The organism is Streptomyces sp. NPDC006602, assembly GCF_042870385.1.
Taxonomy (GTDB): Bacteria; Actinomycetota; Actinomycetes; order Streptomycetales; family Streptomycetaceae; genus Streptomyces.
The window spans coordinates 35166-55223 of sequence record NZ_JBIAHG010000019.1; the positions used below are offsets into that span (position 1 = coordinate 35166).

Below are 20058 nucleotides of genomic sequence, written 5' to 3' on the forward strand. Positions count from 1 at the left end.
ATGTCCGAGGTGGTTCCCGCGAGCGGCACCGTCCACTGGATCGGCGCCGGACTGTCCACCGGCAGTGGCCTGGCCGTGCTGTGCGAGGCGGCCGAGCGGGTGCGGCTGTGGCACCGCACCGAGGAACGCGCCGCCGAGGCCCTCGACCGGCTCGGCCTCGCCTCCCGCGCCGAGCCCCGCGCGTACACGCCGGACGCGCTCGCGGCCGACCTCGCGCCCGGGGACGTGGTGGTGTCGATGCTGCCCGCCTCCGAGCACGCCGCGCTCCTGGCCCTGTGCGTAGGCGAGCGGGCGCACTTCGCCTGCTCCAGCTATGTGTCCGACGCGGTGCTGGCGCAGGTGCCCGCGGCCGCGCGGGCCGGGGTCGTCGTCCTCACCGAGGCCGGCCTCGACCCGGGCATCGACCACCTCTTCGCGCACAGCCTCGTCGGCCGCGCCCGGGAGGCGATCGGCGACGGCACCCCAGCCTCCTACAGCCTCACCTCCTACTGCGGTGGCGTCCCCGCCGTCCCGAACGACTTCCGGTACCGCTTCAGCTGGGCACCCGCCGGTGTACTGGGCGCCCTGCGCTCGCCCGCCCGTTACTTCGAGGACGGTGCCGAGACCATCGCCGAACGGCCCTGGGAGGCGACCCGGCGGCACGTCGTCGACGGCGAGACCTTCGAGGTCTACCCCAACCGCGACAGCGTCCCCTTCGTCGAGCAGTACGGTCTGCCGCGGGCCTGGCAGCCGCGCACCTTCGTCCGCGGCACCCTGCGCCTGGACGGCTGGCTGCGTGCCTGGGACGGCGTATTCGCGCAGCTGCGCACCGGCGACGACGCCCGGATCACCGCCCTGGCCCGGGAACTGGCGGCGAAGTACCCGACCACGGACACCGACCGCGACCGGGTGGTCCTCGCCGTCTCGCTGGACGTGCGCGGCGGCGCCGGACAGGAGTGGTCGGGCGGCTACCTCCTGGACCTGGTGGGTGACGAGGAGGAGAGCGCGATGGCCCGCTGCGTCTCGCGCCCCCTCGCACTCGGCGTCCGGCACATCCTGGACGGTTCCCTGCCCCCGGGCCTCGGCCGCGCCGCCGAGACGGCGGCCCGCTCCCAGGAGTGGCTCGGCGAACTCGCCCGGGAGGGCGTCCACTTCACCCTCCGGGTCGATCAGTAGGCCGGCCGGATCGGAAGGCCCGCGACCGGTCCGTTATCACCCTGAGAAGTCCCCGGCCCCAACCCCGAACCCGGCCCCAACCCCGAACCCGGCTCCAACTCCGAATCCGGCCCCGAAGTCCTAGTCGCCGACCGCCTCGTGCACCAGCCGCTTCAGATCCGGGAAGATCGTGTGTGAGCCCTTCGGCCGCACCTGGGTCATGAACTGCACGGTCACGTCCCGGCTCGGGTCGACCCAGAACGTCGTCGTCGCGACGCCGCTCCAGCCGTACGTCCCGAGCCCCGAGGGCGCCTGCGTGCGGGCCGGGTCGATGACCACGGAAACGCCCAGGCCGAAACCGACGCCGTCGTTGCCGCGTTCGTCGTGGGCGGGGCGGCTGCCGAAGGAGCGCAGGTCGGCGCCGCCCGGGAGGTGGTTCGAGGTCATCAGGTCCACCGTCTCGGGAGCGAGGAGACGAGTGCCGTCGAGTTCGCCGCGGCGGCGGAGCAGCTCCATGAAGCGGTGGATGTCGTGGGCGGAGGCCACCATGCCGCCGCTGCCGGACAGGAAGCGCGGGCGGCCGTGCAGCGGGAGGCCGGGGATCGGCTCGATGCCGCCGCCGTCGGCGTCGCCGTACAACTCGGAGAGTCGGGGCGCCTGTTCGCCGGTGACGCGGAAACCGGCGTCGGTCATCCCGAGCGGGCCGAAGATCCGCTCGGCGAAGAACGTGTCCAGCGGCTGCCCCGACACCACCTCGATGATCCGGCCCAGCACGTTGGAGGCGACGGAGTAGTTCCACTGCGTGCCCGGCTCGAACTGCAGCGGCAGGCTCGCGTACACCTCGGTCGTCTCGGCCAGGGTCGTCCCCGGCACCACCGACGACTCCAGACCGGCCTCGCGGTAGAGGGCGTCGACGGGGTGCGTGTGGTAGAAGGCGAAGGTCAGGCCCGCGGTGTGGGTCATCAGGTGCCGCACCAGTATCGGACCGGCGGCCGGGCGGGTCACGATGTCGGCGCCGGAGCCGCTCACGTACACCCGCGGCTGAGCGAAGGCCGGAAGGTGCCGCTCGACCGGGTCGTCCAGCGACAACCGGCCCTCCTCCACCAGGAGCAGCGCGGCGACCGCGGTGACCGGCTTGGTCATGGAGTAGATCCGCCACAGTGTGTCGGCCTCGACGGGCAGCCCCGCCGCGATGTCGCGGCGGCCGTGCGTCGTGAGGTGGGCGACGCGTCCGCCGCGGGAGACGGCCACGAGGTAGCCGGGCAGGCGGCCCTCGTCGACGTAGTGGGCGAAATGCTGGTCGAGGCGGTCCAGCGCCTTCGCGTCCAGCCCGACCTCACCCGGGTCCACCTCTTGTCGCAGCAGTGCCATCGTTCTCCTCCGTCGCGTTCGTCGAGGTGGTCCGGCAAATACCCCGCCGGGACCACCTCAGACACCATCGTCGCGCAGGAACGGGCGAATGATCCCCCGCATCCCGCTGATCGTCGATCGCTGTGAGGGAACGCACGGGCAGCGCCCGCGGGCTTTCGCACCTGCGACGGCCGCGAGGGAACACGCACGACGGAACACGACGGAATACGCGGCCCGGCCCGCCGGGTTGATCCTGGCATGACTCAGGACGCTCTGCTCCACCTGCTCTCCGAAGGCCACGGCGGGGTCCTGGTGACCCTCAAGCACGACGGGCGGCCCCAGTTGTCGAACGTCTCTCACGCCTACTACCCGGACGAGCGGATCATCCGGGTCTCGATCACCGACGACCGCGCCAAGACCCGTAACCTGCGCCGCGACCCGCGGGCGTCGTACCACGTGACCAGCGCCGACCGGTGGGCGTACACGGTCGCCGAGGGCACGGCCGAGCTCACGCCCGTCGCGAAGGACCCGTACGACGAGACGGTGGAGGAGCTCATCCGCCTCTACCGTGACGTCCTGGGCGAGCACCCCGACTGGGACGACTACCGGGCCGCGATGGTCCGCGACCGCCGGCTGGTGCTGCGGCTGAAGGTCGAGCGGGCGTACGGGATTCCCAGAAGGGGTGATCAGGGCTGAGCGGCAGGGCGGTCGTGGCCGGGTGATGCCGGCCGACGAGCGCTCCGCGCGCACCGGCCGCCCCTGAAACCGGCCGGTGCGCGCGGAGGGTCTCCCCCCTCGGGTCACGGCTGTCGCAGCGCGCGCAGAGGTGTTCTTTTCTGCCTGTTTCGGCCGATGTTCTTGCCGAAAAGGTCATCTGTCAACGGGGCCGCCAGGGATGGTGACCGGCACACGAAGAACCCCCGGAGCCGGCCGCGGCTCCGGGGGCATGTGGGAGATGGCGGGATCAGGCGGTCACCCTCTCCGGCTGCCGCGCCCCCTGCTGCGACCGCTCGCCGAGGTGCTCCGTCGGGACCTTGTGCGTCTCGCGGGCCGTGAGGACGGCGATGACCGGCGGGACGCACAGGGCGGCGGTGAACAGGGCCACCGACGACCAGTCGTCGCCGTCCGGGCCCGCGATCTGCGCGGCGAAGGTGACCGCGAAACCGGCCACGGCGAAGCCGATCTGGGTGCCGATGGCCATGCCGGACAGGCGGACGCGGGTGGAGAACATCTCGCCGTAGAAGGAGGGCCAGACGCCGTTCGCGGCGCTGTAGACGACTCCGAAGGTGACGATGCCGAGGATCAGGGTCAGCGCGTAGGAGCCCGTGGAGATGGCCCACAGGTACAGGAACATCATCACCGCGCTGCCGGCGGCGCCCACCAGGAAGACCGGGCGGCGGCCGATGCGGTCCGACAGGGTGGCCCACAGCGGGATCGCCGCGAGCGCCACGAGGTTGGCGAGCGCGCCCACCCACAGCATGGAGGACCGGCTCATGCCGACCGAGTCGCTGGTCGCGTAGGACAGCGCCCACACGGTGAAGATCGTGCTGACCGAGGCGATGAGGGCGCCCGCGACGACCCGCAGGACGTCCGCCCAGTGCTCGCGGAGCAGGATCGCCAGCGGCATCCTGACGACGCCCTCCTTGGCGGTCTGCTGGGCGAAGGCCGGGGTCTCCTCCAGCTTGCGGCGGATGACGAAGCCGACGACGGCGACCGCGACGCTCATCCAGAACGGCACCCGCCAGCCCCAGGACAGCAGCTGGTCGTCGGGCAGCGCGGCGACGGGTATGAAGACCAGCGTGGCGAGCAATTGGCCGCCCTGGGTGCCGCTGAGGGTGAAGCTGGTGAAGAAGCCGCGCCGGTGGGGCGGCGCGTGCTCCAGCGACATGGAGTTGGCGCTGGCCTGCTCACCGGCCGCCGAGATGCCCTGCAGGACCCGGCACAGGACGAGCAGGACGGGGGCGAGGGTGCCGACCTGGTCGCGGGTGGGCAGGCAGCCGATCAGGAACGTCGACAGGCCCATCAGGATCAGTGTGAAGACCATGATCTTTTTGCGGCCGAGCTTGTCGCCGAAGTGCCCGAGGAAGAGCGCGCCGACCGGGCGGGCCGCGTACGCGACGCCGAACGTGGCCAGGGACAGCAGGGTCGCGGTGGCCGGGTCGGACTCGTCGAAGAAGACCTCGGGGAAGATCAGCGCGGCCGCGCTGCCGTAGATGAAGAAGTCGTAGTACTCAAGGGCGCTGCCGATCCAGGCCGCGGTGGCGGCTTTTTTCGGCTGGCCGGGCGGTGCGGCGACGGGGACGGACACGGCGTGCTCCTTCGGGGGAACTCCGACCTGGGCGGAGTGAGCGGAGGGGAGAAGGGCCGGATCTTCGGCTAATTAACCCACTGGGTAGTTAGTGGCGGTGGGTGGATGTTGCGCCGACGTTTCCCGCCTGTCAAGAGGTCGCGTCGAAGGATCTTCCGCCTCGGGGGGCGCACTCAGTCCGCCGCGCGCTCCGCCGTCAGATAGGCGATCACCATGTCGCCGAGCATCGCGCGGTAGTGCTCGCGCCGGGCGGGGTCGGTCAGGTCGCGGCCGAACAGGGCGCCGAAAGTGTGCCGGTTGGCGACCCGGAAGAAGCAGAACGCGCTGATCATCGCGTGCAGGTCGACGGCGTCGACGTCGGCCGTGAACAGCCCGGACTTCTGTCCCTGCTCCAGGATCCGGCGGATCACGTCGAGGGCCGGCGAACCGATCTTGCCGAGTTTCTCGGAGGCGGCGATGTGCACGGCCTCGTGGATGTTCTCGATGCTCACCAGGCGGATGAAGTCGGGGTGCTGCTCGTGGTGGTCGAAGGTGACCTCCGCCAGGCGCCGGATGGCGGCGACCGGGTCCAGGTGTTCGACGTCGAGCCCCTGCTCGGCCTCGCGGATCACCGCGTACGCCCGCTCGAGCACGGCCGTGAACAGCTGTTCCTTGCCGCCGAAGTAGTAGTAGATCATCCGCTTCGTGGTGCGGGTGCGGGCCGCGATCTCGTCCACGCGGGCCCCGGCGAAACCCGCCCGGGCGAACTCCTGTGTCGCCACGTCGAGAATCTCGGCCTGGGTGCGGACGGCGTCACGAATGCGCCCGCCTGGTCGTGCCGGTTCTTCGACGCTGGTCATCGGATTCCTTCGTTGCTACGGGACAGTGCCGCAGATTGTAGAAGGAGGCCGCCGCCAAGGAGTCCGATCACCGGCAAGGGCTTCCCGCGGGCCGGTGATGCTGATATAGCTAACGTACCAGTTCGTACATTAGTGAGCCGCTCAGGAGGTCCCGCGTGGTGCCCAAGGACTCGTATCTCGTCGGTCTGATCGGCTCGGGCATCGGGCCGTCGCTCAGTCCCGCGCTGCACGAGCGGGAGGCCGACCGTCAGGGCCTGCGCTATCTGTACCGGCTCATCGACATCGACGCCCTCGGCGTGCCGCCCGAGGCGGTGGGCGACCTGGTGCGGGCCGCCCGCGACCTGGGCTTCGACGGGCTCAACATCACGCACCCCTGCAAGCAGCAGGTCATCCGGCACCTGGACGCCCTCGCCCCGCAGGCCGAGGCGCTGGGCGCGGTCAACACCGTCGTCTTCGAGGAGGACGGCCGGGCCGTCGGCCACAACACCGACGTCACCGGCTTCGCCGCCTCCTTCGCGCGCGGTCTGCCCGACGCACCCCTGGAGCGGATCGTGCAGCTGGGCGCGGGCGGCGCGGGCGCGGCCGTAGCGCACGCCACCCTCACCCTCGGCGCCGAGCGGGTCACGGTCGTGGACGCGATGCCCGAGCGGGCGGCCGCTCTCGCCGACTCCCTGAGCCGCCACTTCGGCGACGGCCGGACACTCGCCGCCACTCCCGACGGGCTGGCGGACCTGCTCGCGCGGGCCGACGGCCTGGTCCACGCCACCCCCACCGGCATGGCCGCCCACCCCGGCCTGCCCTTCCCCGCCGAGCTCCTCCACCCCGGCCTGTGGGTCGCCGAGGTGGTCTACCGCCCCCTGGAGACCGAACTACTGCGCAGCGCCCGCGCGCTCGGCTGCGCCACGCTCGACGGCGGCGGCATGGCCGTCTTCCAGGCCGCGGACGCCTTCCGCCTGTTCACCGGTCGGGAACCCGACAGCACGCGGATGCTCGCGGACATCGCGGAGCTGGCCGGCGCCGTGCCGGCACCGAAGTAGTACCGGGCGTCTCGAAAGACAGAGGTACCGACATGCGTACGTCCATCGCCACCGTCTCCCTCAGCGGATCCCTCACCGAGAAGCTCACGGCCGCCTCCCGGGCCGGCTTCGACGGCGTCGAGATCTTCGAGAACGACCTGCTCGCCAGCCCCCTCACCCCCGAGGAGATCCGCGCGCGCTGCGCCGACCTCGGCCTCACCATCGACCTCTACCAGCCGATGCGCGACATCGAGGCAGTGCCCGAGGACGAGTTCGCCCGCAACCTGCGCCGCGCCCGGCACAAGTTCGAGCTGATGCGCAGGCTCGGCGCCGACACCGTCCTCGTCTGCTCCAGCGTCTGTCCCCTCGCGGTCGACGACGACGCCCTCGCCGCCGCACAACTGGCCCGACTCGCGGACCTCGCCCAGGACTTCGGCATCCGCGTCGCCTACGAGGCGCTCGCGTGGGGTCGGCACGTCAGCACCTACGACCACGCCTGGCACATCGTCGAGACGGCCGGCCACCCCGCCCTCGGCACCTGCCTGGACAGCTTCCACATCCTGTCCCGGGGCTCCGACGCCAAGGGGATCGAGGACATCCCCGGCGAGAAGATCTTCTACCTCCAACTGGCCGACGCCCCGCTGCTCGCGATGGACGTCCTGCAGTGGAGCCGCCACTACCGCTGCTTCCCGGGACAGGGCGGGTTCGACATCGCCGGGCTGGTCCGCAGCGTTCTGCATACGGGATACGACGGTCCGCTCTCCCTCGAGGTCTTCAACGACGTCTTCCGCCAGGCCGAGGCCGGCCCCACGGCCGTGGACGCACGGCGCTCCCTCCTCGTCCTCCAGGAGACGGTCGGCATCGCCGCGCCGCCCGCCTCGGTCGCCCCGACCGGCGTCGCCTTCGCCGAACTCGTGACCCCCGACGCCGAGCCGCTCTCGGCGGTGCTCGGCGCGCTGGGCTTCGCCCGCACCGCACGGCACCGCAGCAAACCCGTCGACCTGTGGCAGCAGGGCGAGGCTCGTCTCCTGGTCAACACCGGCACGGCCGTACGCCGTGACGGCACCGGGCTGGCCGCGATCGGGCTGGAGTCACCGGACCCGACGGCCGCCGCCCACCGCGCCGAGGCGCTGCTGGCGCCCGTCCTGCCCCGCCGGCGCGCCCTGGAGGACGCCCAGCTCGACGCGGTGCTCGCCCCCGATGGCACGGAACTGTTCTTCTGTGCCACGGACCGCCCCGAACACCCCAACTGGCGGGCGGACTTCGCGGACACCGAGGCCGTGCCCGCCGCACCGCAGCCGCACGCGGCCCGCATCGACCACCTCGCCCTCACCCAGCCCTGGCACCACTTCGACGAGGCGACCCTCTTCCACCACAGCGTCCTCGGCCTGCACGCGCAGGAGAGCGTCGACGTCGCCGACCCCTACGGGCTGATGCGCAGCCGCGCCGTCACCAACGACGACGGCAGCGTCCGTATCGCCCTCACCGTCGGCGCGGCCCCCACCGACGACACGGCCCACGCCCAGCACATCGCGCTGGCCACCGACGACGTGGTCGCCGCGGCCCGCCGCTTCGCCGAGGCGGGCGGCCGGCTGCTGCCGATCCCGGCCAACTTCTACGACGACCTGGCGGCCCGGTACGAGTTCGCCGACGGTGAGCTGGAGACGTACCGCGAACTCGGCATCCTCTACGACCGTGACGCCCACGGCGAGTTCCGCCACTGCTACACGCCCACCATCGGCCGCGTCTTCTTCGAACTGGTCCAGCGCGACGGCGGCTACCGCGGCTACGGCGCCCAGAACGCCCCGGTCCGCCTGGCCGCCCAGCACACGGCGCGGCGGCTCACTGGCGGCTGACGGTCCGGGTCACGCCGGCGAAGACCGTCGTGGCCAGGATCCAGCCGGCGATCACCAGCGCGTAGGACAGCGTCTGGTACCCGCCCGCCGGGGCGAAGGCGCCTTCCTGGCCGAAGGAGATCACCGGCAGCAACAGGTCGAGCGTGTAGAACACCGGGTCGAAGTCCGGGGCTTCGGACGGCTTGAGCGGGCGCGGATGGTGCAGTGCGTACGCGACCGAGCCGATGGCGAGCAGCGACAGCAGCCACACGCAGGCGCGCAGCGGGCGGAAGCCGTAGCCGACGGTGGCGTCCTGGACATGGCCCCACACGCGGCCGTACCAGGGGAGCGTGGTGCGGTGCCGGCGCTGCTTGGCGAGCTGGACGAGCCGGGCGGCTTGGTCGTCGCCGATGCGCAGGTAGGAGGCGGTCAACTGCTCGTACGAGTGCGGAACATGGCCGTCGCCGTCGCGCTCCAGCATCGGCAGGCGGCGTTCGGCGGGCTCGTGCGGGGTGAGCGTGGTGTAGACGAGGCTGCTCAGCAACACCTCGTCCGGTACCACGTCCGGTTCGAGGAACAGGACGTCGATCTGGGCGCGACGCAGATTCAGGGTGCCGTCCATGCGGGGGCTCTTGCGCAACCAGAGTTCGCCGATGGTGCAACTGCTGGCCCGCAGGGCCGCGTCGCCGGGATTCGAGAGGGTCGCATGCGACAGGTCGAGCCGGCCCGCGACACGGGCGCCCCGCAGCCCGATCCAGCCACGCACCTGCGCGTTCCGCATCAGGACGTCACCCTCCACGGTGAGGGTCTCGGCATCGAGGGCGTGGTGGCCGGGCCGGCTGAGCCGGGCCTCGTTCAGGTTGGCCGACCCGGCGATGTTCGCACCGTTGAGTCGCATCTCCCCGTCGATCCGCAGCCCGGGCGCCCACAGGTCGTCGCCGATGGTCACCTGGTTCAGCTGGAGCACGGGTTCCGAGCCGTCCGCGGAGGTGAGGTGGGCGCGGTCCAGGAACAGCGCCCCCGATATCTGGGCGCCGCCGAGCCGGACCGGACCGCGCAGCCGGCAGTCCGTCATCCGCAGGACGCCCTCCACCTTCATGGTGGCCGCGGTCAGCCCCGGCAGCACGGACCAGCTGAGATTCAACTGGCGCAGCCGGGCACCGTACAACAAGGGGGCGTCCTCGAAGAAGCAGTGGCTCAGCCGTACGGCGTGGTCGCTCGTCCCGTACGGCAGGTCGAGTACGCCGGTGACGCGGGCGCCCGACAGTTTCAGGGCGGGTATCTCCCCGTCCTCCTGCGGGCCGCCCAGCAGCAGCGTCCGCAACACCGAGGCCCGCACGGTCCGTTCGGAACCCCAGTCGGCCCCGAGCGCCGTGTCCTCGTCGTCCGCCGCGCGGAAGTTCACGGACTCGCCCCGCGGGAAGGCCCGCCACACCCGCAGCTCGGCCGGGGTCAGGTTGTCGATCTCCATCAGCGGGGACTCTGACGTGCTCCACCGCTCCTGTCAACAGGCAGACAGCGGGACCCACCTTCTCAACTCGCTCAGAGCTTCGGAGGAGTTGGGCAGTGGGTCCCGTGCTGTCCTACGGCCTGGTGTTCCACTCCGCGATCACCGGTCGACCGTGTTCTGTGGACAGTCGACTGAAGGTTGCCGTCGCGAGCTGGAACAGTCGACCGTCCGCAGGATCCAGTCCCAGCCGGCGTGCCGTCAGCACGCGCAGGAAGTGGCCGTGCGCGACGAGGATGACGTCGCCGTCGGCGAGGGCGGTGTCCACCCGGGCGAGCACCCGGTCGGCACGCAGCCCCACCTCGGCCGGCGACTCGCCCGGATGCCCGTCCGGGCCGGGCGGTACGCCGTCGGTCCACAGGTACCAGTCGGGCCGGGTGCGGTGGATGTCCACGGTGGTGACGCCTTCGTAGCCGCCGTAGTCCCATTCGTGCAGGTCGGGGTCGGGTACGACCCCGGTGATGCCGGCCAGTTCGGTGGTGCGTATCGCGCGGCCGAGCGGGCTGGTCAGTGCGAGAGCGAAGGTCCGCGAGGAGAGGAGCGGAGCGAGGGACTTGGCCTGTTCCTCGCCGTGCTGGGTGAGGGGCAGGTCGGTCCAGCTGGTGTGCTGTCCCGACACGCTCCACTCCGTCTCACCGTGGCGGACCAGAAGGAGATCCCCCACGGCCGGACTACTCCTTCGCCGACTCGACGGCGTGGCCGCCGAACTGGTTGCGCAGCGCCGAGACCATCTTCATCTGCGGGGAGTCGTCCTGCCGGGACGCGAACCGGGCGAACAACGACGCCGTGATCGCGGGCAGCGGCACCGCGTTGTCGATGGCGGCCTCGACGGTCCAGCGGCCCTCGCCGGAGTCCTGCGCGAAGCCCTTGAGCTTCTCCAGGTGCTCGTCGTCGTCAAGAGCGTTGACGGCGAGATCGAGGAGCCAGGAGCGGATGACCGTGCCCTCCTGCCAGGAGCGGAAGACCTCGCGCACGTCGGTGACGGAGTCCACCGCCTCCAGGAGCTCCCAGCCCTCGGCGTAGGCCTGCATCATGGCGTACTCGATGCCGTTGTGGACCATCTTGGAGAAGTGCCCGGAGCCGACCTTCCCGGCGTGGACGTAGCCGTAGTGGCCCTCCGGCTTGAGCGCGTCGAAGATCGGCTGGAGGCGGTCGACGTGTTCCTTGTCGCCGCCGACCATCAGCGCGTAGCCGTTCTTCAGGCCCCATACGCCGCCGGAGACACCGGCGTCGACGAAGCCGATGCCCTTGGTGCCGAGTTCGGCGGCGTGCTTCTCGTCGTCGGTCCAGCGGGAGTTGCCGCCGTCGACGACGGTGTCACCGGCGGACAGGAGGTCGCCGAGTTCGTCCACGACGGACTGGGTGGGGCCACCGGCGGGGACCATCACCCAGACGGTGCGCGGGGCTTCGAGCTTGTCGACCAGTTCGGCCAGGCTCGCCACGTCGGAGAGTTCGGGGTTGCGGTCGTAGCCGATGACGGTGTGGCCGGCGCGGCGGATCCGCTCGCGCATGTTGCCGCCCATCTTGCCGAGGCCGATGAGTCCCAACTGCATGTCGTTCACTTCCTGAGTTGACGGTAGGTGGCCACGAGGGCGGCGGTGGAGGGGTCGAGCCCGGGCACGTCGGCGCCTTCGGTGAGGGCGGGCTCGACGCGCTTGGCGAGGACCTTGCCGAGCTCGACACCCCACTGGTCGAAGGAGTCGATGTTCCAGATGGCGCCCTGGACGAACACCTTGTGCTCGTAGAGGGCGATCAGCTGGCCGAGGACGGACGGCGTGAGTTCCTTCGCCAGGATCGTCGTCGTGGGGTGGTTGCCCCGGAAGGTGCGGTGCGGCACCTGCTCCTCGGCCACGCCCTCGGCGCGCACCTCGTCCGCGGTCTTGCCGAAGGCGAGCGCCTGTCCCTGGGCGAACAGGTTGGCCATCAACAGGTCGTGCTGCGCCCCCAGTTCGTCGCTCAGTTCGGCCACCGGGCGGGCGAAGCCGATCAGGTCGGCCGGGATGAGCTTGGTGCCCTGGTGGATCAGCTGGTAGTAGGCGTGCTGCCCGTTGGTGCCGGGTGTGCCCCACACCACCGGCCCGGTCTGCCACTCGACCGGGTTGCCGTCGCGGTCGACCGACTTGCCGTTGGACTCCATGTCCAGCTGCTGCAGGTACGCGGTGAACTTGGACAGGTAGTGGCTGTAGGGAAGGACGGCGTGCGACTGGGCGTCGAAGAAGTTGCCGTACCAGATGCCCAACAGGCCCAGGATCAGGGGGGCGTTGTCCTCGGCGGGCTCGTTGCGGAAGTGCTCGTCGACGATCCGGAAGCCGTCGAGCATCTCCAGGAAGTGGTCCGGGCCGATGGCGATCATCAGGGACAGGCCGATGGCCGAGTCGTAGGAGTAGCGGCCGCCGACCCAGTCCCAGAACTGGAACATGTTGTCCGGGTCGATGCCGAACTCGGTGACCTTCTGCGCGTTCGTCGACAGGGCGACGAAGTGCTTCGCGACGGCCTTGTCCTCGCCGAGGCCGCCGGGGCCGTGCAGCAGCCAGGAGCGGGCCGAGGTGGCGTTGGTGATGGTCTCGATGGTGGTGAACGTCTTGGACGCGACGATGAACAGGGTCTGAGCGGGGTCCAGGTCGCGGATCGCCTCGTGCAGGTCGGCGCCGTCCACGTTCGAGACGAACCGGAAGGTCATCGAGCGGTCGGTGAACGCGCGCAGGGCCTCGTACGCCATCGCCGGGCCCAGGTCCGAGCCTCCGATGCCGATGTTGACGACGTTCTTGATCCGCTTGCCGGTGTGACCGGTCCACTCGCCGGAGCGGACCCGGCCCGCGAAGTCGCTCATCTGGTCCAGCACGGCGTGGACCTTGGGGACGACGTTCTCGCCGTCGACCTCGATCACCGCGTTCGCGGGGGCACGCAGCGCGGTGTGCAGGACGGCGCGGTCCTCGGTGGTGTTGATCTTCTCGCCGTCGAACATGGCGTCGCGCAGCCCGAACACGTCGGTGGCGGCGGCGAGTTCCCGCAGCAGCGCGAGGGTGTCGTCGGTGATCAGGTGCTTGGAGTAGTCGATGCGCAGGTCGCCGACGCGCACGACGTACCGCTCCGCGCGCCCGGGGTCCGTCGCGAACAGCTCACGCAGATGCGGGTGCCACTGGGCGCGGTGGTCCTCCAGGGCCGTCCACTGCGGGCGCCGGGTGAGCCGGGGGGTGCCGGAAGGGGAGCCGGCCGGGGAGTCGGTGGGGGAGTCAGACATGTGCGGGGATCTCCTTGGTGCCCTCGCCGCGCAGGGCGACGGCGTACATCTCGTCCGCGTCGAGGCGCCTGAGCTCCTCGGCGATGAGTTCGGAGGTGGTGCGGACCTTCAGCGCGAGGGTGCGGGAGGGCTGGCCGGGCAGGGACAGCGTGGCCAGCGGGCCCTCGGGGCGGTCGATGACGATCTCGCCGTTCGCGGTGCCCAGGCGCACGGCCGTGACCACCGGTCCGGCGGTGACGATCCGGTCGACGGTGACGCCGAGCCGGGCCTCCAGCCAGCGGGCCAGCAGTTCGGCGGCCGGGTTCTCCTCCTCGGCCTCCACCGCCGCCGAGGTCACCTTCACCCGGGCCTGGTCCAGGGCCGCGGCCAGCATCGAGCGCCACGGCGTCAGCCGGGTCCAGGCGAGGTCGGTGTCGCCGGGCGCGTAGGAGCGGACCCGGGTCTCCAGCATCTGGAGGGGGTTCCCGACGGCGTACAGGTCGGTGATCCGGCGCTGGGCCAGCGCACCCAGCGGGTCCTTCGCCGGGTTCTCCGGGGCGTCCACCGGCCACCACACGACGACCGGGGCGTCCGGCAGCAGCAGCGGCAGGACCACGGAGTCGGCGTGGTCGGACACCTCGCCGTAGGTCCGCAGGATCACCGTCTCGCCGGTGCCGGCGTCGGCGCCCACCCGTACCTCGGCGTCGAGGCGCGAGCTGGTGCGGTCGCGCGGGGTGCGGGCGTGCCGCTTGATGACGACCAGGGTGCGCGAGGGGTGCTCGTGCGAGGCCTCCTCGGCCGCCTTGATCGCGTCGTAGGCGTTCTCCTCGTCCGTGACGATCACCATCGTCAGGACCATGCCCACGGCGGGTGTGCCGATGGCGCGGCGACCCTGCACCAGCGCCTTGTTGATCTTGCTTGCCGTGGTGTCGGTCAGGTCGATCTTCATGGCCTGCGCCAGCTCCGTCCGTCTCGTGCGAGCATCTCGTCCGCTTCCTCGGGTCCCCAGCTGCCCGACGCGTACTGCGCCGGCCTGCCGTGGTTCGCCCAGTACTCCTCGATCGGGTCGAGGATCTTCCAGGACTCTTCCACTTCCTGGTGGCGGGGGAACAGGTTGGCGTCGCCGAGGAGGACGTCCAGGATGAGGCGCTCGTACGCCTCCGGGCTGGACTCCGTGAACGACTCGCCGTAGGCGAAGTCCATCGACACGTCCCGGATCTCCATCGACGTGCCCGGCACCTTGGAACCGAAGCGGACCGTCATGCCCTCGTCCGGCTGGACGCGGATGACGATGGCGTTCTGCCCGAGTTCCTCGGTGGCGGTGGAGTCGAAGGGGGAGTGCGGGGCCCGCTTGAAGACCACCGCGATCTCGGTGACCCGGCGGCCCAGCCGCTTGCCGGTGCGCAGGTAGAAGGGGATGCCCGCCCAGCGGCGGTTGTCCACCTCCAGCTTGATGGCCGCGTAGGTGTCGGTCTTCGACTGCTGGTCGATGCCCTCCTCCTGGAGGTACCCGGGCACCTTCGCGCCGCCCTGCCAGCCCTCCGCGTACTGCGCCAGCACGGTGTGCTCGCCGATGTTCTCCGGCAGCCGCACCGACTTGAGCACCTTGAGCTTCTCGGTGAGCAGCGACTCGGCGTCGAACGCGATCGGCTCCTCCATGGCGGTCAGCGCCATCAGCTGGAGCAGGTGGTTCTGGATGACGTCACGGGCGGCGCCGATGCCGTCGTAGTAGCCGGCCCGGCCGCCGATGCCGATGTCCTCGGCCATCGTGATCTGCACGTGGTCGACGTACGACCGGTTCCAGATCGGCTCGTACATCTGGTTGGCGAAGCGGAGCGCCAGGATGTTCTGGACGGTCTCCTTGCCGAGGTAGTGGTCGATGCGGAAGACCTGGTCCGGCTCGAACACGTCGTGCACCAGCGCGTTCAGCTCGCGGGCGCTCGCCAGGTCCCGCCCGAACGGCTTCTCGATCACCGCGCGCCGCCAGGACCCCTCCGGGGCGTTGGCGAGGCCGTGCTTCTTGAGCTGCTGGACGACCTTCGGGAAGAACTTCGGCGGTACGGAGAGATAGAACGCGTAATTGCCGCTCGTACCGCGCGACGCGTCCAGCTCCTCGACGGCGGACCGCAGTTGCTTGAACGCGGTGTCGTCGTCGAAGTCGCCGGGGATGAACCGCATGCCCTCGGAGAGCTGCTGCCAGACCTCCTCGCGGAACTCGGTGCGCGCGTGCTCACGGACCGCGTCGTGCACCACCTGCGCGAAGTCCTGGTCCTCCCAGTCCCGGCGGGCGAACCCGAGGAGCGAGAAACCCGGCGGCAGCAGACCGCGGTTGGCGAGGTCGTAGATGGCCGGCATCAGCTTCTTGCGGGACAGGTCGCCGGTGACCCCGAAGATGACCAGACCCGACGGGCCGGCGATCCTGGGCAGCCGGCGGTCCTGAGGGTGGTGCAGCGGGTTGGACCAGTCGGCCGCCGGAAGGACGGGGACGGTCACCTCCGCCGCGGTCTCCTCTGTGGTCGTCTCGGAACGCTTCCTGGTCATTCCCCGTCAACCCCCTTGCTGTTCAGGGACTTCGTCACGGTGTTCAGCAGGTCCTGCCAGGCCGCCTCGAACTTGGCGACGCCCTCGTCCTCCAGCTGCTGGACGACCTCGTCGTACGAGATGCCGAGCCGCTCCACGGCAGCGAGGTCGGCGCGGGACTGGACATAGCAGCCGGTGACGGTGTCGCCGGTGATGTCTCCGTGGTCGGCGGCGGCGTTCAGCGTGGCCTCCGGCATGGTGTTGACCGTGCCCGGCGCGACCAGCTCGTCGACGTACAGCGTGTCCTTGTACGCCGGGTCCTTCACTCCGGTGGAGGCCCACAGCGGACGCTGCCTGGTGGCCCGGGCCCCGCCGAGGGCGGTCCAGCGCTCACCGGAGAAGACGCTCTCGTACGCCTCGTAGGCGAGCCGCGCGTTGGCGAGGGCGGCCTTCCCCTTCAGCGCGAGAGCCTCGTCCGTGCCGAGCAGCGTCAGCCGCTTGTCGATCTCGGAGTCGACGCGGGAGACGAAGAAGGAGGCCACGGAGTGGATCTGCGAGAGGTCCAGGCCCGCCTTCTGCGCCTTCTCCAGGCCCGCGAGGTAGGCGTCCATGACCTCGCCGTAGCGCTCCAGGGAGAAGATCAGCGTGACGTTGACGCTGATGCCGAGGCCGATGACCTCGGTGATCGCCGGGAGACCGGCCTTCGTCGCCGGGATCTTGATCATGACGTTGGGGCGGTCGACCAGCCAGGAGAGCTGCTTGGCCTCGGCGATCGTCGCCTCGGTGTTGTGGGCGAGGCGCGGGTCGACCTCGATGGAGACCCGGCCGTCCCGGCCGCCGGTCGCGTCGTACACGGGCCGCAGGATGTCGGCGGCGGCGCGGACGTCGGCGGTCGTCATCATGCGGACGGCCTCGTCGACCGTGACGCCGCGCACGGCGAGGTCGGTGAGCTGCTCCTCGTAGCCCTCGCCGGAGCCGATGGCGGCCTGGAAGATGGACGGGTTGGTGGTGACACCCACCACGTGCTTGGTCGCGACGAGTTCGGCGAGGTTGCCGGACTCGATCCGCTTGCGCGACAGGTCGTCCAGCCAGATGGAGACGCCCTCGTCGGACAGGCGCTCGAGTGGTTCCGCGGTCGCGGTTTCTTCGGTCACTGTGATCATCTTCTTTCGGGCGATCGGATCAACCGCGGGCGGCGGCCAGGGATTCCCTGGCTGCGGCGGCGACGTTCTCGGGGGTGAAGCCGAACTCGGCGAACAGGGTCTTGGCGTCGGCGGAAGTGCCGAAGTGTTCGAGGGAGACGATGCGTCCTGCGTCACCCACGAACCGGTACCACGTCAGGCCGATACCGGCCTCGACCGCAACGCGGGCCTTCACCGACGGCGGAAGGACGTTCTCGCGGTACTCCCGCGGCTGCTCCTCGAACCACTCCACGGACGGCATCGACACCACCCGGGTGCCGACCCCCTCGGCCTCCAACTGCTCCCGCGCGGCGACGGCGAGCTGCACCTCGGAGCCGGTGGCGATCAGGACGACGTCCGGCGTCTTTGTGGAGGACTCCTTCAGCACGTAACCGCCGCGAGCCGCGTCCGGGTCGGGCGCGTACGTCGGCACGCCCTGGCGGGTGAGCGCGAGGCCGTGCGGGGCCGGGTTGACGGCGTGCCGCTTGAGGATCTCGGCCCAGGCGATCGCGGTCTCGTTGGCGTCGGCCGGGCGGACGATGTTCAGGCCCGGGATGGCGCGCAGGGACGCGAGGTGCTCGACCGGCTGGTGGGTGGGGCCGTCCTCGCCCAGGCCGATGGAGTCGTGCGTCCACACGTACGTCACGGGCAGCTGCATCAGCGCGGAGAGGCGGACGGCGTTGCGCATGTAGTCGGAGAACACCAGGAAGGTGCCGCCGTAGATACGGGTGTTGCCGTGCAGCGCGATGCCGTTCATCTCCGCGGCCATGGAGTGCTCGCGGATGCCGAAGTGGATGGTGCGGCCGTACGGGTCGGCCTCCGGAAGCGGGTTGTCCTTCGGCAGGAAGGAACTCTCCTTGTCGATGGTGGTGTTGTTCGAGCCGGCCAGGTCGGCGGAGCCGCCCCACAGCTCGGGGAGCACCGCGCCGAGCGACTGGAGCACCTTGCCGGAGGCGGCGCGGGTCGCCACGGACTTGCCCTCCTCGAAGACCGGCAGGGCGTCCTCCCAGCCCTCGGGCAGCTGACCTGCGACGACCCGGTCGAAGAGCTTGGCGCGCTCGGGCTGGGCCCCGCGCCACTTGTCGATCCGCTTGTCCCAGGCGGCGTGCGCCTCGGCGCCCCGGTCGAGGGCCCGGCGGGAGTGGGCGAGTACCTCGTCCGCCACCTCGAAGGAGCGGGACGGGTCGAAGCCGAGTGCGCGCTTGGTGGCCGCGACCTCGTCCTCGCCGAGCGCGGAGCCGTGCGCGGCCTCGGTGTTCCGGGCGTTCGGAGCGGGCCAGGCGATGATCGTGCGCATCGCGATGATCGAGGGCCGGCCGGTCTCGGCCTGAGCGGACTTGAGGGCCGCGTACAGGGCGTGCACGTCGATGTCGCCGTCGGCGCCGGGCTCGATCCGCTGCACGTGCCAGCCGTACGCCTCGTAGCGCTTCAGCACGTCCTCGGAGAACGCGGTCGCGGTGTCGCCCTCGATGGAGATGTGGTTGTCGTCGTAGACGAAGACGAGGTTGCCGAGCTTCTGGTGGCCGGCCAGGGAGGAGGCCTCGGCGGAGATGCCCTCCTCCAGGTCACCGTCCGAGACGATCCCCCAGATGGTGTGGTCGAAGGGCGACTCGCCCTCAGGGGCCTCCGGGTCGAACAGGCCGCGCTCGTAGCGGGTGGCCATCGCCATGCCGACGGCGTTGGCGACACCCTGCCCGAGCGGACCGGTGGTGGTCTCGACACCTGCCGTGTGGCCGTACTCGGGATGCCCCGGCGTCTTCGAACCGTGGGTCCTGAAGGCCTTCAGGTCGTCGAGCTCCAGCTCGTACCCCGCGAGGAAGAGCTGCGTGTAGAGGGTGAGCGAGGTGTGCCCGGGGGACAGGACGAAGCGGTCACGGCCCGTCCACTCCGGGTCGGCCGGATCATGGCGCATCACCTTCTGAAAGATCGTGTACGCCGCCGGGGCCAGGCTCATCGCCGTGCCCGGGTGCCCGTTCCCGACCCGCTGCACGGCATCCGCCGCCAGAAGGCGGGCGGTGTCGACGGCACGCCGGTCGAGTTCGGTCCATTCGAAGCTGTCCGGTGTCTGCGTGCTCATCTTCAAGAAGTCCTCGATCGGAGCGAAGTAGCTGGTCTGACGCGTTCAAACTTAAAAGTCTGACTTTTACGAGGGAAGGTCGCGGTGTGTCAGCCTGTGGTGAAAATGGGACACCCCCACGAGGCACGGTCTACGACCGAGGCGACACGAGAAGGACATGGCGGACAGAACCATCCAAGGCGGAGACGGTGACGGCGGCATGGACGGGATCAGAACGTTCCCCTTCCCGGTCGAACTGAGCGTCGGCGGTGTCGGCATGCAGGTCGGCCCCATGGGCACCGGCCGAACCTGGCACGCGGACGCGCCGCTGGAACGCGTGCACCGCATCGACTTCCACGTGGTCATGCTCTTCAGCCACGGCCCCGTACGCCACATGATCGACTTCGCCGAGTACGAGGCGACGGCCGGCGACCTGCTGTGGATCCGCCCGGGGCAGGTCCACCGCTTCTCGTCGGCCTGCGAGTACCGCGGAACCGTCCTGACCATGCAGCCCGGCTTCCTGCCCCGCTCGATCGTCGAGGCCACCGGCCTGTACCGCTACGACCTCCGGCCCCTGCTGCGCCCCGACGAGCCCCGACTCGCCGCGCTCCGGGCCGCCCTCGCCCAGCTCCAGCGCGAGTACGAGGACTCCAGCACCCTCCCGCCGAGCCTGCACACCTCGGTACTGCGCCACTCGCTCACGGCGTTCCTGCTGCGCCTCGCCCACCTCGCCGCGAGTTCCGCCGAGGCGGCCGGGCGGCAGTCGGACACCACCTTCACCCTCTTCCGGGACGCCGTCGAAAAGGGCTTCGCCACCAACCACAGCGTCAGCGCCTACGCCGACGCCCTCGGCTACTCCCGCCGCACCCTCGTCCGCGCGGTCCGCGCCGCCACCGGGCAGACCCCCAAGGGCTTCATCGACAGACGCGTGGTCCTGGAGGCCAAGCGGCTGCTGGCCCACACCGACATGCCGATCGGCCGCGTCGGGGCGGCGGTCGGTTTCCCGGACGCGGCCAACTTCTCGAAGTTCTTCCACCAGCACACGGACCTGACGCCGGCGGCGTTCCGGGCGGAGTTGCGGTAGGGACTGTC

The 20058-nt window shown here is 70.6% G+C and carries 16 protein-coding genes; 5 read left to right on the plus strand and 11 right to left on the minus strand.

The genetic code is table 11. From position 1 onward, the window contains the following. Entirely contained in the window at nucleotides 1–1155 is a 1155-nt protein-coding gene (locus ACFYO2_RS33990) for a saccharopine dehydrogenase family protein (RefSeq protein WP_388356803.1), read from the plus strand. Between the two features lie 120 nt (nucleotides 1156–1275). On the opposite strand, the gene ACFYO2_RS33995 is transcribed toward ACFYO2_RS33990, so the two are convergent. Further along, nucleotides 1276–2505 carry a serine hydrolase domain-containing protein gene (locus ACFYO2_RS33995; protein ID WP_388356805.1) on the minus strand — a complete coding sequence of 410 codons (1230 nt, stop codon included), beginning with the start codon at nucleotides 2503–2505 and terminating at the stop codon, nucleotides 1276–1278. Between the two features lie 237 nt (nucleotides 2506–2742). Between ACFYO2_RS33995 and ACFYO2_RS34000 the strand changes: the two genes are divergently transcribed. Further along, the gene (locus ACFYO2_RS34000) at nucleotides 2743–3180 is read left to right on the plus strand and encodes a PPOX class F420-dependent oxidoreductase (protein ID WP_388356807.1); all 438 of its coding nucleotides are present in this window, start codon (nucleotides 2743–2745) and stop codon (nucleotides 3178–3180) included. Between the two features lie 268 nt (nucleotides 3181–3448). Here the strand turns inward: ACFYO2_RS34000 and ACFYO2_RS34005 are convergent, their stop codons facing one another. Together ACFYO2_RS34005 and ACFYO2_RS34010 are read right to left on the minus strand one after the other, a co-directional pair. Then, on the minus strand, nucleotides 3449–4792 hold the full coding sequence (locus ACFYO2_RS34005) for an MFS transporter (protein ID WP_388356808.1): 1344 nt from the start codon (nucleotides 4790–4792) through the stop codon (nucleotides 3449–3451). A 173-nt stretch (nucleotides 4793–4965) separates the two neighbouring features. Next, on the minus strand, nucleotides 4966–5631 hold the full coding sequence (locus tag ACFYO2_RS34010) for a TetR family transcriptional regulator (protein ID WP_388356810.1): 666 nt from the start codon (nucleotides 5629–5631) through the stop codon (nucleotides 4966–4968). A 158-nt stretch (nucleotides 5632–5789) separates the two neighbouring features. Here ACFYO2_RS34010 and ACFYO2_RS34015 point away from each other — a divergent pair, with 158 nt between their 5' ends. Further along, nucleotides 5790–6668 (plus strand): shikimate dehydrogenase, encoded by an 879-nt coding sequence (locus ACFYO2_RS34015; RefSeq protein ID WP_388357037.1) that lies wholly within the window; start codon nucleotides 5790–5792, stop codon nucleotides 6666–6668. 32 nt (nucleotides 6669–6700) lie between these two features. Further along, nucleotides 6701–8503: a bifunctional sugar phosphate isomerase/epimerase/4-hydroxyphenylpyruvate dioxygenase family protein gene (locus ACFYO2_RS34020; protein WP_388356812.1), complete on the plus strand. Its 1803-nt coding sequence runs from the start codon at nucleotides 6701–6703 to the stop codon at nucleotides 8501–8503. On the opposite strand, the gene ACFYO2_RS34025 is transcribed toward ACFYO2_RS34020, so the two are convergent. The 8 genes from ACFYO2_RS34025 to tkt all read right to left on the minus strand — a co-directional run bounded on the left by ACFYO2_RS34025 (nucleotide 8490) and on the right by tkt (nucleotide 18987). Then, a complete protein-coding gene (locus tag ACFYO2_RS34025) occupies nucleotides 8490–9953 on the minus strand; it encodes a membrane-associated oxidoreductase (protein WP_388356815.1) in 1464 nt (487 codons plus the stop codon). The two genes, ACFYO2_RS34020 and ACFYO2_RS34025, sit on opposite strands and share 14 nt — an antisense overlap. A gap of 112 nt (nucleotides 9954–10065) precedes the next feature. Further along, nucleotides 10066–10653, minus strand: coding sequence for a histidine phosphatase family protein (locus ACFYO2_RS34030; RefSeq protein WP_388356817.1), 588 nt, complete (start codon nucleotides 10651–10653; stop codon nucleotides 10066–10068). Nucleotides 10654–10660: 7 nt separating this feature from the next. Continuing rightward, entirely contained in the window at nucleotides 10661–11542 is an 882-nt protein-coding gene (gnd, locus tag ACFYO2_RS34035) for a phosphogluconate dehydrogenase (NAD(+)-dependent, decarboxylating) (protein ID WP_388356820.1), read from the minus strand. Nucleotides 11543–11547: 5 nt separating this feature from the next. Continuing rightward, the gene (gene pgi / locus ACFYO2_RS34040) at nucleotides 11548–13230 is read right to left on the minus strand and encodes a glucose-6-phosphate isomerase (protein WP_388356822.1); all 1683 of its coding nucleotides are present in this window, start codon (nucleotides 13228–13230) and stop codon (nucleotides 11548–11550) included. Further along, nucleotides 13223–14158 carry a glucose-6-phosphate dehydrogenase assembly protein OpcA gene (gene opcA / locus ACFYO2_RS34045; protein WP_388356825.1) on the minus strand — a complete coding sequence of 312 codons (936 nt, stop codon included), beginning with the start codon at nucleotides 14156–14158 and terminating at the stop codon, nucleotides 13223–13225. The genes pgi and opcA overlap by 8 nt, the downstream gene beginning before the upstream one ends. Beyond that, entirely contained in the window at nucleotides 14155–15750 is a 1596-nt protein-coding gene (gene zwf / locus ACFYO2_RS34050; RefSeq protein WP_388356827.1) for a glucose-6-phosphate dehydrogenase, read from the minus strand. The genes opcA and zwf overlap by 4 nt, the downstream gene beginning before the upstream one ends. Then, nucleotides 15747–16892: a transaldolase gene (gene tal, locus ACFYO2_RS34055; RefSeq protein WP_388356829.1), complete on the minus strand. Its 1146-nt coding sequence runs from the start codon at nucleotides 16890–16892 to the stop codon at nucleotides 15747–15749. The genes zwf and tal overlap by 4 nt, the downstream gene beginning before the upstream one ends. A gap of 19 nt (nucleotides 16893–16911) precedes the next feature. Then, the gene (tkt, locus tag ACFYO2_RS34060) at nucleotides 16912–18987 is read right to left on the minus strand and encodes a transketolase (RefSeq protein WP_388356832.1); all 2076 of its coding nucleotides are present in this window, start codon (nucleotides 18985–18987) and stop codon (nucleotides 16912–16914) included. 157 nt (nucleotides 18988–19144) lie between these two features. Here tkt and ACFYO2_RS34065 point away from each other — a divergent pair, with 157 nt between their 5' ends. Next, on the plus strand, nucleotides 19145–20050 hold the full coding sequence (locus ACFYO2_RS34065) for an AraC family transcriptional regulator (RefSeq protein WP_388356834.1): 906 nt from the start codon (nucleotides 19145–19147) through the stop codon (nucleotides 20048–20050). The last annotated feature ends 8 nt before the right edge of the window (nucleotides 20051–20058 follow it).